The organism is Pollutibacter soli (genome assembly GCA_029269725.1).
Lineage (GTDB): Bacteria > Bacteroidota > Bacteroidia > Chitinophagales > Chitinophagaceae > Pollutibacter > Pollutibacter soli.
In genome coordinates this window covers 751,547-769,242 of sequence record JARJHS010000001.1, presented here as the reverse complement: position 1 = coordinate 769,242, position 17,696 = coordinate 751,547, and the positions used below count along the sequence as shown (strand labels likewise).

General features: G+C 42.9%; 13 protein-coding genes. 3 read left to right on the top strand and 10 right to left on the bottom strand.

What is annotated here, in order from left to right; genetic code table 11:
• Window positions 1–4: 4 nt before the first annotated feature.
• Genes P2W82_RS03270 through P2W82_RS03260 form a run of 3 tightly spaced genes read right to left on the bottom strand, consistent with a single transcriptional unit; the run spans window position 5 to window position 6,371 of the window.
• Window positions 5–3,253, bottom strand: a complete 3,249-nt coding sequence (locus P2W82_RS03270) for a SusC/RagA family TonB-linked outer membrane protein (RefSeq protein ID WP_336514404.1) — start codon at window positions 3,251–3,253, stop codon at window positions 5–7.
• 31 nt (window positions 3,254–3,284) lie between these two features.
• Window positions 3,285–5,531, bottom strand: a complete 2,247-nt coding sequence (locus tag P2W82_RS03265; RefSeq protein WP_336514403.1) for an alpha-amylase family protein — start codon at window positions 5,529–5,531, stop codon at window positions 3,285–3,287.
• Between the two features lie 9 nt (window positions 5,532–5,540).
• Window positions 5,541–6,371 (bottom strand): phytanoyl-CoA dioxygenase family protein, encoded by an 831-nt coding sequence (locus P2W82_RS03260; RefSeq protein ID WP_336514402.1) that lies wholly within the window; start codon window positions 6,369–6,371, stop codon window positions 5,541–5,543.
• Between the two features lie 150 nt (window positions 6,372–6,521).
• On the opposite strand from P2W82_RS03260, the gene P2W82_RS03255 reads away from it, so the two are divergent.
• On the top strand, window positions 6,522–7,391 hold the full coding sequence (locus P2W82_RS03255) for an AraC family transcriptional regulator (RefSeq protein WP_336514401.1): 870 nt from the start codon (window positions 6,522–6,524) through the stop codon (window positions 7,389–7,391).
• A gap of 170 nt (window positions 7,392–7,561) precedes the next feature.
• On the opposite strand, the gene P2W82_RS03250 is transcribed toward P2W82_RS03255, so the two are convergent.
• From P2W82_RS03250 to P2W82_RS03220, 7 genes are read right to left on the bottom strand one after another with little or no spacing between them, the layout of a single operon-like run.
• Window positions 7,562–8,071: a heme-binding domain-containing protein gene (locus P2W82_RS03250; RefSeq protein WP_336514400.1), complete on the bottom strand. Its 510-nt coding sequence runs from the start codon at window positions 8,069–8,071 to the stop codon at window positions 7,562–7,564.
• 60 nt (window positions 8,072–8,131) lie between these two features.
• Entirely contained in the window at window positions 8,132–9,502 is a 1,371-nt protein-coding gene (locus P2W82_RS03245; RefSeq protein ID WP_336514399.1) for an alkaline phosphatase family protein, read from the bottom strand.
• Between the two features lie 17 nt (window positions 9,503–9,519).
• Window positions 9,520–10,728, bottom strand: coding sequence for a metabolite traffic protein EboE (eboE, locus tag P2W82_RS03240; RefSeq protein WP_336514398.1), 1,209 nt, complete (start codon window positions 10,726–10,728; stop codon window positions 9,520–9,522).
• 56 nt (window positions 10,729–10,784) lie between these two features.
• Window positions 10,785–11,963: a 3-dehydroquinate synthase gene (locus P2W82_RS03235; RefSeq protein WP_336514397.1), complete on the bottom strand. Its 1,179-nt coding sequence runs from the start codon at window positions 11,961–11,963 to the stop codon at window positions 10,785–10,787.
• Between the two features lie 57 nt (window positions 11,964–12,020).
• Window positions 12,021–12,977: a UbiA-like protein EboC gene (eboC, locus tag P2W82_RS03230; RefSeq protein ID WP_336514396.1), complete on the bottom strand. Its 957-nt coding sequence runs from the start codon at window positions 12,975–12,977 to the stop codon at window positions 12,021–12,023.
• A gap of 8 nt (window positions 12,978–12,985) precedes the next feature.
• Complete coding sequence (locus P2W82_RS03225; RefSeq protein WP_336514395.1) at window positions 12,986–13,969, bottom strand: TatD family hydrolase; 984 nt, start codon at window positions 13,967–13,969, stop codon at window positions 12,986–12,988.
• 25 nt (window positions 13,970–13,994) lie between these two features.
• Window positions 13,995–14,849, bottom strand: coding sequence for an EboA domain-containing protein (locus P2W82_RS03220; protein WP_336514394.1), 855 nt, complete (start codon window positions 14,847–14,849; stop codon window positions 13,995–13,997).
• Between the two features lie 301 nt (window positions 14,850–15,150).
• Here P2W82_RS03220 and msrA point away from each other — a divergent pair, with 301 nt between their 5' ends.
• Window positions 15,151–15,642, top strand: a complete 492-nt coding sequence (msrA, locus tag P2W82_RS03215) for a peptide-methionine (S)-S-oxide reductase MsrA (RefSeq protein WP_336514393.1) — start codon at window positions 15,151–15,153, stop codon at window positions 15,640–15,642.
• A gap of 838 nt (window positions 15,643–16,480) precedes the next feature.
• Entirely contained in the window at window positions 16,481–17,674 is a 1,194-nt protein-coding gene (locus tag P2W82_RS03210) for a sialate O-acetylesterase (protein ID WP_336514392.1), read from the top strand.
• Window positions 17,675–17,696: the final 22 nt, after the last annotated feature.

Here is a 17,696-nt window from a genome sequence, read left to right as displayed (position 1 = left end):
AATATCAGAAATTAATATTGGCTCCGAAGATGATTTGTTTAACAGCAGGGTAAGTGCTCGCATCAATAAAAGCAGCCCTGTCATCTGTACTAATAATCTCAGGATCCAAACCAGTGTACTTGGTTATAGTGAACAGGTTTACCGCCTGTACATAGAAGCGCACCCGATCAATTCTAACCTTGCTGGTCAGATTTTGTGGTAACGTATAACCGAGACTCAGGTTGCGCAAACGCAGGTAAGAACCATCTTCCATATAGTAAGAAGTCGGGTTTGCATTAGAGCTGAAAGTACTGGTCAATTCCTGCATTGGGATTTTTGCATTCGGGCGGCTACCATCAGGGAGCCAGCTTTCGTACAAAGTAGATTTGAGTTTGTTACCCAGACTTGATTGATAGAAATCAAGACCAAATTTTGAATAGTTGATTACGTCACGTCCCTGTACACCGTAGAAGAAGGCAGTAAGATCAAATCCTTTATAAGTGAATGCAAGGTTCAAACCATACGAGAATTTCGGATTTGGATTACCATAGAAAACTCTGTCGTCGGGAGTAATTGCGCCGTCACCATTGGTATCCTGGTATCTTAAACGTCCCGGAGCTTTATCTGTCTGAGTAGGAGCTTTTGCCACTTCATCAGCATTCTGGAAAATACCGAGCACTTTATAACCATAAAAAGAGTTCATCGGGTGACCCACAGCGTTACGTGTGAACACACCGCTGATCCTGTTCTGCTCGTTCAGGGGGCTGTTGTAGTCGAAGAACGTTACGCCATCAGCAATTTTAGTGATTTCGTTTTTATAAGTTGTAAAGGTCAATGTTCCTTCAAAACGAACACCAGATCCTTTAGCACCAAACCATGCACGCTGTGTAACAGACAGGTCAACACCTGTATTCTTCATACTTGCAATGTTGATGAAAGGAGGATTACCTGACGCAGTACCGCCGGAAGTTGCAAGCTGTTCCACCTGGAAGAGAAGATCCTGTGTTTTCTTAGCATACCAGTCGAAACTGATATCAGTGTTTCCATTGAATAAAGTCGCATCAAAGCCAATATTTGTTGTGATGTTGGTTTCCCATTTTCCTTTCTGGTTACCGATGAACTGAAGATAGAAACCTGTAAGTGTTGATGTGCTGGTTCCGTTCAGATCGTAGTTAGCAGCACCGTTGCTGTTTACGAAACGGGTGTACTGGTTCGCCGGATCGATACGTTGATTACCCATTGTACCATAGCTTCCCCTGATCTTTAAATCGTTGATCCATTTAACATCCCGAAGAAATGCTTCTTCAGAAACCCTCCATCCGAGTGAACCGGAAGGGAAGATGGCATACCTGTTGTCAGAACCAAATCTGGAAGAACCATCACGACGGATAGTAAAGCTTGCGAGATATTTGTTTTTGAATGCATAGTCAACTTTTCCGTAGATGGAAAACAGCGCAGATGGCTGGCCCATTCCACCACTGGAAAGCTGATTTGATGCACCAGTATTAGTTGTGATATAATCGTAGTTGTTGTAGATAAAGAAATTGTCTCTTGAACCTGTGAGTGATTCAGCAAGTTCTTCAACTGCTTCTGTACCTGCGAGAGCCATGATATCATGATCTCCGAAACTCTGTTTGTATGTGACCTGGTTTGTCCACGTCCATGAACGTGAGCGGCTGAATGTTGTAGTCAACCTTGGATTTCTTGCATTCTCTGCACCTTCATACTCAATGGTGGGATAAGCGCGGGAGTTGAAGTTGCCATAACCACCACCGAAGCTGGAACGGAAAGTGAAGTTTCTAAAGAAATCGATTTCCGTGTAGACGTTACCAAAAATGTTGAAGTTCTGGTTACGGTTCTGTGCATTTCGTTTCCTTATTGCATAAGGATTATCAGCGGTACCTAATCCATTACCTTTTGTACCTGCAAAATCACCTTCTTTAATAGTATAAACAGGAATAATAGAAAGAATATCGCGGGACAAGGCGATAGTTGATGCTTCAGTATTGTTATCAGCTGTATTTGCATCAGAGAAAAGTATCTGGAGATTCTCACCGATCCTGATGTGACGACCAACAGCGAATTCTGTGTTCATCCTTGCCGTATAACGACGATAGAAATTCTCTACAACGATACCATCCTGGTTGAAATAGTTCAAGCTGAAGAGGTATCGACTTTTATCTGCAGTACCGCCGGAGATATTGATATTCTGATCAATGATCGGAGCAGTCTGTGTGACCTGGTTCCACCAGTTTGTTCCTTGCTTATTTGCCTTAACAATCAGGTAAGGAATATAAGACGCATCACCCAGGTTTGCATAATTCAGATCATAAAGAGCAGGATTTGCAGCTGGGTCTCCTTCCATTACACCTGAAAAAGTACCGGCAAGAATATAATCCGGGAGCCTTGGTGTTGCACCATTTCCGTACTGTACACTGCTTGGGGTGCCACCAGTTGAGTTCTTGGTAGCGAGCCACAACAGGTCAGCCTGTTCCTGTGGATTGAGGAGTTTTTCAGAGTATCCCTTTCCAGGGAACTGCAAACCATAATAACCGCTGTAAGAAACACGCGCTTTTCCGGACCTTCCTCTTTTGGTCGTAAGGATGATCACACCATTTGATGCACGTGAACCATAGATCGATGCAGAAGCTGCATCTTTCAGAACCTGCATTGATTCGATATCATCAGGGTTGATACCGTTGATGGAACCTGTCGGCACTCCATCTACAATGTACAAAGGATCATTTCCGGTGAAAGATGCGTAACCGCGGATCCTCACTTTGGAAACCTGGCCCGGTGCACTGTTGGAAACAACAGTAACACCTGCAGCACGACCCTGAAGCTGGTTCTCAGCAGAAGAAGCTGGAATTGAAGTAAGATCAGAAACCTTTACCACGGCTACCGATCCTGTGATGTCTTTTCTTCTCTGTGAAGAGTAACCTGTTACCACTACCTCATTGAGGTTATTGGTAACTTCCACCAGCGTAACATTGGCAGTGCCCGAACTGGCGTTCACTTCAACAGTCTGAAATCCTACAGAAGAAATAACAAGTGTTGTGGATCCTGCAGGAAGTGAAATCTGGTAACTACCATCGTCACCCGAAGTTGTGGCGACGTTGGAGCCCTTTACGGTAATAGTTGCACCGGTTACCGGCTTGCCGGTATTGTCGGTCACTTTTCCACTAACCCGGGTCTGCGCATGTACTGTGACCTGGCACAGCACAAACAGCAACAGCAGTAGCGGATTGATTAGTTGTTTGAATTTAATTGACATAAGCAGCAATTTTTCGTTTGATAGTTTTGGGTTAAGAAATTGGTTTATGATTAACTACTAAGTCCTGCATTTTGCGGATGACAATCCCCGCCACATTATCGAGTTCTTTTCCTGTCACTTCGATTTTCAGTATTCCGTTTTTCCAGGTCCAGTTTATAGTTGATTTTTTTGCTCCGATTCCTTCACCGTTGACTGATGATGGTTTTGCATTCATAGGAATGCTGATCCAGCCAGCATCGTATGGCACTACAACCAGCGCATTCGTTGAAAAAAGATCAGCACCTGTTTGAGATACCACCGACCATCTTCCCTGCCATTGCATTTCCTTCAATTCTTTTGGCGCATACGGTTCCGGAGAAGTTCTCAGCGATACGGCTGTAAGCCGGCCGTTCTCCATCCTTCCCCAGCAATTCAATACCGGTGGTTGATTTGGATTTCCTGTTGTACTGTTCAACCACAACGGCTGCCAGTTCCTGGTTTTTCGATACCAGGTGTTAATTGCGTATCTGCGATTGAGAAATTTTAACGGCACAGGATTATTATCGAGATGACTCGGTAAAACTGATCCCGGATGACCGAGAACAAAACTGTTAAGTATTACTTCATCATCGTCAACCCATGAGTAAGAAGAAGAACCGCTGACGACAGTATTCCAGTCAGCTAACAGTGACGCCCACACGCTCCATTCTGCATGTCCGCCTTTTACATCATAACCAAGATCTCCCTGGTCGTCCATGGACACTACGTCTGTATAGGGCAGATACATGGGGTTGATGCTGTAATACATGATTGCCACCTTCGGATCAACCGATTTTGCAGCAGCGTAAATAAGCTTAAGCAACTCAAAAGAATATTTCTCTCCACGATAAGCAGGATCTGCAGGTACACCCATATTAGGATCCGGCAACCCATAACCGAAATCGAGCTTGATAAGAGAGGGACGGATCGCTTTCATGATCCGGATGGTTCTTTCAGTTATAAAAGCGCGTGTTTTTGCAGAACTGATGTCAAGGCAATAATAGCCTTCACCCCAGGGGTTGAAGGCCCAGTTACCCTTGGCCGGTTTTCCATATTTATTCAGGATCAGATCCTGGTTGGTAAGACCAGCACTAAAGGGATCGGCAATCCAGGCAACAGTCTCCCAAATGCCTACCTGCATTCCCTTGGATCTGATAAATGAAATATCCTCATTGAACTGAGGAAAGCGTTTTAACGAGGGAGTACCCGAACCCTGGCTGTCTTCCCACGGATCATCCAGCACAACCATGCCCGAATGCAGCGAATCTGCGAGTTCGGCAATAGGGCGTATAGGATACTTCCTATCCTTCCACATGCCCCATGTATTCCATACCGAAGCAACAGAATCTACAGAAGCAGTGCGGTTCGGTTTTGAAAAGGAAGAAAAGTATTGCCGGATGGAACTGTAAGCATCTTCGCCTACCGTTAACCGTAATGGATTCTTCCAAACGCGTTTTGAACTGGTCTGTGCTCCCCAAAGATCTTCGCGATAGAGAAGCTGAATGCAACTGCTGGTAGCTGCGAGTGTGAGCCCAAATGCAGCATCAGGTAATTCACCTGCGCCGATCGTTACAAAACCCTTTTCCATACCCATAGAAGCGAAAAGGGTAGGACGCGGAAAAGCAGCGCCGTAAGGCGCGCCGATCGATGTGGCAAAAGATCCCAGGGAGATTGTGGTATTTCCAAAATCCCACATCCTGAAATAGCTCTGTACCGGGCCTTCTTTAGCTCCCGGAATGCAATAATTCCCTGCACGCCAGTCAGGCATGAAAGGTCTGTCCCATACGGGCATCACAGCCGCAGCGGAAGTATCCATCTTTGACGTTCCGAAATACATTTCTATAATAGCAGGTGCTTTCGTTTTCCAGTTAATTTCCAGCGATTCGATCTCCAATCCCCAAAAGGCTGAATTCACTTTTAAAACCCCCTCTCCAAACGCCGGTAATACAATCGGAATCAATTGAGAGGTGCCTGGTGATACTGAATAACCTGGCTTTATACCAGCTTTTACATAAGCCTTACCACCGCTTGTTTGTAACCAAAATGACGGCATCAGACTTCCCTGCCACAACACAGCCCCGGAAGCAAGGTCTTTTACACCTGCTTTGTCACTCTCTACATCCCAATCCAGGCGCCACTTCTTATCTGCGGAATTCCAAACAATATTTTTTTGAGCATGCCCTTCTTTAAAAACAAGAAAGGAGCTCAGAATCAAAACAGTACAATAGAAAAAAGATCCACGGCAAACAGTCTTAGTCATCTTCCCCGGTCAGTTATTTTTGAGTGTTACATCTTCTTCTTTTACCAGAAAAGAAGCATTGTCGGTAATCTTCTCCGGAACTATATACATGAATGCATCGTCCGGTACCATTTCAATCGGTGAAATACATGAGGTTGAAGTTTCATTATATGGTTTGTTGTTCTGGCGGTTGTAAACCGAGATCAATGACCATCGTGCTTTATCTGATAGGTTAGCTTCCGAACGATGAAGAATATTCGGATGAAAAAAAAGTGTGTCCCCGGGCTTAAGCTCTACATAAACCAATGGCATTTCTTTTAATGCCAGTTCGACATACCGCATGGAGGCACCCACCTGTTCTCCCGAAAATCCATGCTCTATGCGTCCCATTTTATGCGACCCCGGTATCACCTGGAGGCACCCGTTTGCTTTATTTGCTTCTGTCAGCGCAACCATTACGGAACACATCTGTTCCGGAAAAAGAAATTCATTTTTATACCAGTACCCGTAGTCCTGGTGCCACTCCCACGCTCCGCCTGTTTTTGGTTGCTTTTGCATCAGTTTGGAATGAAAATGACAAACCAATGAATCACCATCCATAAGAGAATCAACGGTTTCTACAATTCTCTTGCTTCTGGTAAGTAAACCGTAAATATCATTTCCGGGAGTGAACCAAAGTGTCAGCTTTGTCTTTTTGCCCGTTTGATCATTAAGGTCATAGGCATGTTGTGCCATTACCTGGTCTTCCATTGCTACTTTATAGAGTTTTTCGATTTCTTCCTCAGTAAACAAGGAAGGAACAATGATATATCCCTGCTCCTGGTAGGTCTGTACCTGTTCAGGACTGATTTCAAAACCCATAAAGCAATTTCGTTTTTGGAGATAATCCGATAAAAATAGCCAGCAACCGGACTTTATTTTTCCATCTGATTATCCAAACATTGTATTTTGTTTTCCTTATTCCCTTAATTTGGAGTCGAATCGGGAGAATATTTCACCAATTGAGCCATTATGAAAGCAATGTTCGAGCATCTTCCTGTGGGAAAGGAAGAGTCATTTTTTGTCGCCGCCTTTGAATGTCCCTATTTTGCGACGCCCTGGCATTATCATCCGGAATTCGAGTTGGTACAGGTGGTGGAAAGCGTTGGAAAAAGATTTGTCGGCAATACGACCTCGGATTTTTCACATGGTGATATCTCGTTCCTTGGACCGAACCTTCCTCATCTGTACAAAAATCCGGCGGCCTATTATGAAAAAAATGAGGACCTGAAGGCCCGGTCGATCGTTATACATTTCACCAGGGATTCAATCGGGAAGGATTTTCTTAGCCTGCCACAATCCAAAAGAGTAAATCAATTGCTTGAAATGTCGGCCCGTGGACTCGATCTTCGGGGAAAAACAAAAAAGGAAATCAATGAAAAAATGCACAAGATCGTTGAGGCGAATGGTTTTCAAAGATTGATCCTGCTTCTTGAAATACTGGATATTCTTTCACAATCGGGCGACCTGGATTTTATTTCAGATGAATATTTCTGGCGATCAAATCTCCAGGATGCCGACAGGCTCAATAAAGTATTCAATTACATACTTCAGCATTTTCATGAAGATATCAGGCTGGAAGATCTTGCTTCACTTGTGTACATGACAAGGACATCTTTCTGCAGATTTTTTCTCGAGAGAACAAAAAGGACTTTTTCAGATTACCTGAAAGAAGTGCGTTTGAATCACTCAGTAAAATTATTGCTGGAGAAAAATCATACCGTTGCCATGGCGGCAAATAAAAGTGGATATAATAATCTGTCCAATTTCAACCGGATGTTTAAGGTGAAATTTGGAATGAGCCCACAAAAATTCAGGCAACATTATTTCGAGAAGAATTAATGAGTATAAAATGTCGCCCGCAGATATTCGCGGATGGACGCAGATTTTTTTAATTTGGATAGGTAAACGCCATCCGTGAGAAAATTTTCTTGACCAGGAAGTCGCAATTAAATAAAGCTGTACTAAATATTTTATCTGCGTATATCAGCGACAATCTGCGGGCGAAAATTCTATTTAGCCGGCGTAGGAGGGGGACGTTTTATTACAAGGCTATCAGCAGGATATTGTGCTTTGAGCATATCCATCTGAGCCTGCGCCCAATTAACAAGTGTCTGACGTTGCTCATCACTGAGTTTTGCTTTCGGATGCATTCCGAGCCAGGTATAAGAACTTAAAGGCATTTCATGTTCCTTTACCGTTTCGATAATTTCTTCAAACTTGTGATTCTGCCCTGCGATTTTCCTTTGTGTAAAGTTTGAAAAATTCAATTCACTTTTCCCTTCCTTAACATGATTATTCATCCATGCAGCGACTGGTTGTACCTGCGAATACCACGGATATTCTGTATAGTTGGAGTGACAATCGTAACATCCGTCCTTCAATACCTGCTCCACATTTGCCGGTAGAGCATATTTGGTTGAAATATGATAAGTATTATCGTTTGATTGATTTTTTTCCGGCCTGAAAAATTGTGCGATTATCAACAGGACAATCAATACAATGAGGATTTTTCTGATCATTTTGGAGGGTTGATATTTTTCAGAAATTGATATTATTCAAGATAGGATTTTTACCCGTAATCATGCAACCACAGGATCCTCATCAGTCAAAGTTTTCCAGATAATGTCATATACCTGTGTAGCATCAATCTCAGCCTTGTTCTGCAATTTGTCAGCCGCAATAACTGCATGATATTCTGACGCCTCACCAATATTTCCATGCGAGCCTTTTATCAGTTGCGCATCGAGCGGAATCACATCCATCACATAACGAAATCCTGCTTTTTTCCTGAGAAGTTTATACCCTGCACGAAGTTTGGAACTCATGAACATTTCCACCGGATCATATCCAGGCTTCTTATGAATGTCTACACACCTCGCATAGTCAGGTGCTTTGTTATCATCCAGCCAGAAATAATAGGTAAACCAGCTGCCGTTTTCTGCAACAAGTACAAAATCCCCCGAACGCTCATGATCGATATGATATGCTTTCTGTGCCTCTTTATGCAGGATATGTTTAATTCCAGGTATGGTACTAATCTTGTCAAGCAACTTGCCCCGAACGGAGGGATCATTGATATATATGTGCGCAATCTGGTGATCGGCAACGGCGAATGCTTTTGAACCACCAGCATCCAGCAACTCAAGACCTCGTTCTTCACGGATCTGCAATAGCCCTAAATCACGCAACACACGATTGATATGAATCGGATTGTTGACGGGTGCGATTCCATATTCAGAAAGTAAAATCACTGAAGCACCATGGCTTTCATAATAGCCGACCAGCTTGCTGACAACCTGGTCTATTTCCTTAAGATCCTTTGAAATTTTTGAAAAATCAGGTCCGAATTTCTGCAGACAATAATCCAGATGAGGGAGATAAATAAAAGTAAGTGTCGGGTTGTATTTCTGATCAGTGTAAACCGAAGCTTCGGCTATCCATTGGGTTGATTTAATATCTGCCCCTGGCCCCCAGAACTGAAACAATGGAAACTGACCGAATTTTTGCTGCAGTTCATCCCTGAGCCCAGCCGGATGTGAATAACAATCCGGCATCTTTCTTCCATCTGCAAGGTAGTTAGGTCTTGGAGTTACATTGTAATCCGTAGTTGAATACATATTGTACCACCAGAACATATATGAACAGGTGAAAGAAGGATCGAGCTTTTTTGCTTTGTCCCATATCTTTTCACCATTAACAAGTTTGTTTGACTGTTTCCAGAATTTAATTTCTGAATCAATACGATCGTACCAACCGTTTCCAACGATGCCTGTTTCAGATGGCCAAAGCCCTGTTACGAAAGTGGATTGGACAGCAGTAGTCACTGCAGGTAACATAGGACGAATGGTTGTTGCAGGATGATTCGCCATGTACCCGGAAATAAAAGGTGTGTATTCTCCGATTACAGAATTTGATAACCCTACAATATCAATAACGACGGTTTTCTTCATGTGCAATGATGCAAGGTTTAGTTTTCAAGGATTGATTTTGCCCAATTCAGTTCTTTGATGATGGATTGTTCAATAGGTAAACGGAGCTGCCCCGGAATAACTTCCCAGGTATATGTTTCTACTTCCAACTGATGAGTAAAAGGAGATTTTTTTTGTAATTCCAAAACTTCTGTAATCGCATCCTGTGTGGATTCCAGGTCACCAAATTTCTTTTCGGCTATGGGTACATGAAAGTGTGCCCGCCATTCAGTTTCGGTCGCTGGTTGAGCATCGTTTAGAGCATCAGGAAGATCCCTGTATCTTTTGATATGCCCATTATTCTTTGCAACGACCTGGTGGAGGTACACAGGTTCGTTAAATTTTCTGAAAGCATCAATAACGGATTTCCTTGTATCTGGATGCGCAGGAAGTATGGCTTTCAAAGCGGCACTCACCTGGATCTTTCCAATCTTAATTCCATTCTCCCTGAATTTTTCAACCATCTCTGTCAGGGGTTCATACCCAACAGCGAAATGACAAACATCATAACAGATACGGATATGCGTTTTCACCATTTCTTCTGCGTGATGGGTCGGAACATCAAATTCAGTTTGTATCAGAGGCACCGCTACTGCTAGCAATTCATTATTAAACCACTCGAGAAATTCTGTTCCGGTTTCTAAAATCCCATCGGGCTCAGGTTCGATATCCAGATGCATAACCACTCCTGAAAAATTGGCAATCTGGACGAGATACAGGGCTATTTCAGCAATGCAGGCTGTTCCGGTTTCGCGTGCTTTTTGCTGCGCAGCATCGTTTTCAAACCAATAACGATAACTGATCGGAGATGTAGATACGCCACCCTCCATTCCTTCCGGCAAAAGATTCATGAGTATATCAAATAACCGTTTCGTATACGTTACCCGTTCCCGGGTCGTCCAATCGGGTGCATGCACCTGTTCTTTAACCCTGGTATGATGAAATCCACCATAAGGGAAACCATTCATCGTGAATACATACGCTTTCTGATCTTTCAGCCAGTTGCGGAACTCTTCAAGATTTGCCGTCTTGATCAGTTCTTCGCTTGCAATATTTGATAAACGAAGTCCAATGCCCATGGGCTCATCAGGAGAAACTGCTTGTTTTATTTCCGGAAAATATTTTGTCAACGCATCAAAATGATCGGTCCAGTTTTCACCCGCATGTATATTGGTGCAATAGCTGAGATGTCCGTGTTTGGTGTACATAAACAGGAATAGAATGAATTTCTGAAAAAAAGTACCAAGAAAAAACCGGAAAGGAATCAGGCTGTGACCTTTCTTGAATAACCGGCTCCACTGATGGCATGAAGTTGTTCTCCCGCCTGTTCCAGCAATCCCGGATCCATTTCATTTACTTCCACGCCTTTACCGATATCACTAAGTAACATTATTGTCAATCTACCGCCAAGGTGTTCCCTGAATTCTTCCAGGCCCTGCAGCAGGGGAGAACCGGACTCTTTCACCTGCATCAATGGATGAGTTATCTCGAACCCAAGATCGCGGATCAACTGAATAATTCGTTGCGCCTTGTCACCGTCAAGCCTACCCGAAATTGCAGAGTACAAAGTGTCCAGTGCAATTCCCATGGCTACTGCTTCCCCGTGAAGAACAGTAAATTGAGAAAGCTGCTCAAGCTTATGTGCACTCCAGTGACCAAAATCCAATGGGCGCGAAGAGCCTAACTCAAAAGGATCTCCGCCGGATATATGTTCTAAATGTAATTCCGCACATCTCTTCACCAGCTGGTTCATCACATTCAGATTACGGTCTTTTAATGCTGCCACATTATCCTCGATCCAGTAAAAGAAGTCAGCATCTTTTATCAGGGCTACTTTTATGGCTTCTGATATCCCCGAACGCCAGTTGCGGGTATCGAGACTCAATAACAATTGTTCGTCATTGAAAACGGCAACAGGCGGAACAAAACTTCCCAAGAAATTTTTCTTTCCAAAATAATTGATGCCATTTTTCACGCCAACGCCGGAATCATTCTGAGATAATACGGTTCCTGGCACGCGGATATGTTTTATACCTCTGTGAGCAACAGCTGCGGCATAACCAGCTAAGTCCAAAACAGCTCCACCACCAACTGCAATGAGGTAGGAGTGTCGGTCAATACCATGATTGTGTACGGCTTCCAGAATCTGGTTAAAATAGATATTATTGTTTTTTGCAGCCTCACCACCGGGAACAATGATCAGATCAGAAACCAGTTGAAAAGAATCAGCATTACTGAAATAATTCCTGATTTTTTGTGGGATGGAAGGGTTGGCAGTGACCAGGCCTTCGTCAAGGACAAATAAAATTTTCGCCTCAGTGCCACTTTCTTTTCTTTCAGCAAGAAAATTCTCCAGTAATTTGTTTGATTCTGCAAACAAGTCCGAAGTAAAAAAAACCTTGTAATTGAATTGAACACTAAATCTCTGCTCGAGGTAATTCATACGCAAATTTACAATTCAGCACATTTTTTTCGAATAGTATTCTGTTAATTGCCAAGCTCAGGTTACGGCAAATGCCTTAGCCAAAATTATTGAAAGCGGCAATAACAATAACATGATAAATGCAAGCGGCAGTTGACCTACTGCACAAGCCCAGGATGCATTCATCAAAATCAGCCCGAGTACTCCTGCCTTTACGGATTTTCCGATATTAGGACCATTTGGTTGCTTCATCGCTTTGACGAGCGGTATATATATCATCATACTAAATAAAGCCAGAAACAAAATAGTAAAGGCCATTGGTTTCCACCAAACAAAATTTGTGATGTCCCAACCCCATCCAATTTTTTTATTCAAATTCTCTTGCCCCGCATAATTACCAGCAAATAACGCGATACTAATAATCACAGCAGCATACATAACGGCAGCCAGGTAAATATGTTTTCTGGAGCCGCCATGAACCTCGCCGCGGCTGATTAAAGTAATTGCTGCGATGTAAATTATGGGAATGGTACCCAACCACCACCAACTCTGCACCCCAAGTGGAACCACACTGATCCCAAGCAACAAATTCAGGCCTCTGCAAAGCCCCATATTCAACGGACCTGCAATCTTATGATGTTTTGAATATTTGTCATAAACCAGGGCGGCAACAGCAATTCCCGTAGCGAGCAGACCAGAGGTCAATTGCCATCGGAAGGCAGCCAGAATGCCTCCTACAAGCAATAATAATCCTAAAATTGAAGCCTGGTTTATGGTTACGTCACCACGTGGGATAGGTCGCTCAGGTCTTTCTTTTTTATCGAGTTCTGCATCAAAAACATCATTAAAAACAACTCCGCCTCCGTACAACCCAATCGTCGATAGACAAAGAAGCAACACGGGTTGCCAGCTGACGTCCTTCTCCATGTCCAAAAGCAAAAAGCCGGAAATGGCGATTCCGGCAAGAACATCTGAAACTGCGGTAACAATATTGGCTGGCCGCATCAGCTGAAGCATGGCTTTAATCCTGCTCAATATTTTTTTTAATTTATGATGATGGAAGATTTATCGATTCTTGGAGCCTGGCCACCTCGCAAAACGGTGTTACCACTGAACTTTTGCGACTGATCAATATATTTTACCAAAGCGAAATCAGCTTCGTCGATCTGACCGCTTTGTCCAAAAGCGGTTATGGCATTCCGATAGGTAACCATTTCAATATCTGCATCAGAAATTCCTCTTGACTTCATCAAAGAAGCTGTTTTGGGAATTGCAAGCGGATCGCTTATGCCCCAGTCTGCAGCGGAATTGATCATGATTCTTTCCGTACCGTACTGTTTTACTATTTCAACCATTCTTTCATTACCCATTTTTGTAAACGGATATATGGTGAATGCAGCCCAGAAACCACGGTCCAATACTTCCTTTACTGTCTCTTCATTATTGTGGTCGACAATTACCGTATATGGGTCAAGACCATGCTCAACAGCGATATCCATGCTTCGTTGCGTTCCTCTTTTTTTATCGCGATGCGGCGTATGAATCTGTACAGGTAAAGAAGCTTCTTTCGCCATGTCCAGTTGAATGCGATAGTATTTTTCTTCTGCTTCCGTCTGATCATCAAACCCGATTTCTCCAATTCCAACAACACCTTCTTTATAAATGAAAAGTGGGAGCAACTCTATCACCTGCTCGGCAAGAGAGACATTGTTTGCTTCTCTCGAATTCAATCCGATGGTAGAATAATGTTTGATACCAAACTGGGACGCCCGAAATCTTTCCCAACCCAGCAAGCTGCTGTAATAATCACGGAAAGTATCGATCCCGGTTCGTGGCTGGCCGAGCCAGAAAGCTGGTTCGATGATCGCAGTAATGCCCGCATCTGCCATTGCCTGGTAGTCATCTGTCGTCCGCGATGTCATGTGGATATGCGGATCAAAAAACTTCATCCCGCGGATATTATCAAAATTGGCAGGAGTATATGTTTCTTCAGTTTCCTTTATTCTTTTGGAAGGGTCGTGGCACATCGCAATTGAATTAATTATTTGGAGATTATAAACTTTCGTTGATCAGGCTTTTCCAGCTTAGTGTTTCGAGTATATTAGTAGTTCCGGCAGCCTCTGCTACCAGCTGCTTCGCCGGCGCAAATTCGCTTTGCGAACAGGCAAGTATAGCCGCTTTTTTCTCTACGTGGTCGCCTTCACTGTACACTTTGCGCAGATCTGAAAAATTATTGTTATTAATGAAACGACTTACCAGGCGCCAAAGCTGTGGATTCACCTTGCGGTGGGCCTGCCAGCGTTCATGCGCATAGTCGGTCAAAATATCAGCTAGATGTTGATTTGCGCGCTTGTCCAGGCCCGTTATCCTGTCAACATTTTTATCTGTAAAAAATGCTTTCATCACCAACTGGTTCCAGGCGGATTCAGAAAGCCATTGCGCAGGGTAGGGGTTTTCGTACATCACAGCTTCCAGCACAGTCGCTATATTATTCCTTATTCCTTCGGAACATCTAAGCACCCAACGCTCAGGAAACTTCAAGTACGGCAATGCACTGTACAACGCAACCAACTCATTCATTTCCGCAGTGAGAAATAATTGCTCGATCTTTCGAACATAGGTGTCGGAACTGGAAGTATCGATCTGCGTCAGTATCCACACACGAGCCAGACGATCAGCTGTCCAATCCTGTAATCCAGCTCCGGGAAGATTTTTCTCCAGTTCAACCAGTTGAGCAGAAGTTGGAGTGATTGGTTTTTTACCTGTTTTCCTGGGGATTAAAACAAAACAATGATTCAGTTTGGCAGCACCGGGTTCAGTTCTGATTTGTTGTGCCTGGTCTTCGAGCCAGGTCCATGCATCCGGTGATACTTGACTTTTCAGAATTTCGGCGAGCAAATGTTCCATAATTCCGCGGTTAAGCAGCTGGTAATTAAGCTGATACTAATCAATGGCCGGTAAAGTTAGGATTTATCAGGATTACTGTATCTGACTTTAATTCTGTTACCTGCTGATTTCTATCAAACCATTTTCAGGTTATCAACGGTTATCATGAAGGATAATTGTTGATTTTATACAATCTCCAGCCAATGAAACAGTTGCAAGTGTAGCTCCTCCCGGCAAGTTTAATTTCAAAGTTCAGAGTTAATACTTCCAGGCATAATCTTACCTGGACTCGGCGAATTGAAAACAATCTTAATTTCATTTCATGAAAGCAGAAAAAGCAATTTTGGCCGGGGGATGTTTTTGGGGCGTGGAGGAATTAATTCGGGCATTACCGGGTGTCAAAAAAACTGTAGTGGGATATACCGGAGGTAATGTTCCAAATGCAACTTACCGTAATCACGGAAACCATGCGGAAGCAATTGCAGTGACATTTGATGCGGATGAGATTTCCTACCGTGACTTACTGGAATTCTTTTTTCAGATCCATGATCCTACCACCAGAAATCGCCAGGGTAATGATATCGGGACCTCTTACCGGTCTGCGATCTTTTTTCAGAATGAAGAGCAACAGAAGATTGCCAGGGAACTAATTTCAGAAATGGAAGCTTCGAAAAAATGGCCTGGTAAGATTGTTACTGAAGTTGTCCCGGCAACAGACTTCTGGGATGCAGAAGAAGAACACCAGGATTATCTGCAGAAACATCCGCATGGGTATACCTGTCACTACATCCGTCCGGAATGGCAACTTGGATGATAGCTTTTTGAGTGTTTGACAATACCATCGAGTCGACAACATCAATTAAAACTTTTCAACCAGATATTTCTAAAAAGTAATACAGACCAATAATCAAGTAATTCAATATGGCCGTTAGTATTTTTATTCCGTCATAAAAATGGCTTTGCAAAAGCGTCAATTACCCTGATTTAAATTATGAATGATTATCCGAATCCTAAAAAGAATGGAAAAAACCGAGATTGAATTACTGGAAATTATCGCGGTCCAATCCAAACATTAACCGCCAAAACCAATTTCACAGTCACAGAAAATTTTTAGTCGTCGGGATTTTGGACTAGAATTTCGTATTGTGGATTGATACTAATACTTTGATAGATGCCTTCACCAGAAACCGATTGACAAGGGAAGGCCATATCAAGTATTGGGGCTGGAGGAAGTCTCAAAGGTTTGAAAATTAGGATTATTTCATCTCCCTTTCAAAGTTCTCTTGTTTTGACCCTGCTTCAAAGCTAACTTCCCAAAAGTTCAAGTTTCTATTTTTTATTTCAAATTTTTCTGCTCTGGTACCAAAGAAGTTATTGCGATTATCAAACTGAATGTTCCAGTTATGTATTCAAATGTTGTATGTGTTTTAGGTTCAGCCATTTTTATTACAACATAAAAATAAAATCCAAACACAATCAAACAATTGGAAAAACTAACAGATAATAACAATTAATACAGCAAAAAAACTGTAGACAATGAAGATGAAAAGGCACAAATATTGTTATAAAAATGCAAAACTATGCGGTGACTTAACTTTGACGATTTGCAACCGTCAAATCTGATATCGAATCAGCAAAAACCATATCTATCGATGAAATCCTTTTTCTGCATTTTACTATCCCTTTTATCTATACAGGTTTTTTCGCAGACTTCGAAGAAGGACAATACAACTAAGAAAACAGATCAGTCTGTAACCCAGAAACCACCGGTAAGGGTTGCTAAACCAAAGGATACACTCTTTGTCGATGCTGGAAATGATCAATCTTTGTCTCCCGATACAAAGTCCACATTGCTTTGCGCAAAAGTGAAAACTCCGACAGGTGAAATTAAATCATATTCCTGGGCACATTTGTATGGTCCGGGAACGCCGGCATTCAGCAATGCGGAGGATTCGTCTACAAATCTCACAAACCTTAAACCTGGAACTCATCGGATAGAAGTGACCGTAACTGATGCAACCGGTCATATTGCGAAAGATCGCATGAATATCGTCATTCCTTCGGGCCCTTTCGTCGATACAGTTTTCGTATACATTTCAGGAGGGCAATCGAATGCAGATGGTCGAGCACATGGCGATTCGCTTCCTTATCGAAATAAGCTTGGACAGGTGCCCGGCGTTGAAATATTTAACTGGCCTGATCGCACAATGCGTCCTTATGAAGTTGACAGGTATAATGGAGGAGCATCCGTTGGTGTACCGAGATTCTGGGGCGGAGATATCGTAGTAAAAAAAGTTTTTGATTCAATAAGGCTCGGAAATTTCGGTGATAGCGTTGTCCATTTCAAATGCACACTGGGTGGCACATCGATAGGTCCTTATCGTGGCGCCACCGGGAATTGGATTGTACCCCAGGACTCCGTAGTTCCTGGAAAGATCCGAATTACAGATTCACTTGTTACCCGTTGGGCAGCATTCAAAGCCATGTGGAACGGGCGTGGATACTTTGTAAAACCCGTAGTACTGATGTGGCACCAGGGGGAAGGTGATGTTGCGATGGGATCATTGTATCGGGAAAGAACGGATCGATTGTTTACATTTTTCCGGGAAAATGTATTTGAAGATCCACACTTACCAATTGTAATGGGAAGCATCCCATCGAATTCCAGGGCATTTAACCGGGAAGTTGAATCGGCCAAAAGATCTATGTCAGTTAATGATCCGAATATCTACACAATCAATCTTGATGGGGTGCCGATGCATCCTGATAACCTGCATATCACCGCTGCAGGTCAGATTTATTTTGGCAATGAAATGTATCGGATTATTAAAAATTTTGCCCGATAGGTTGAACTTCTTCAGTCGATAC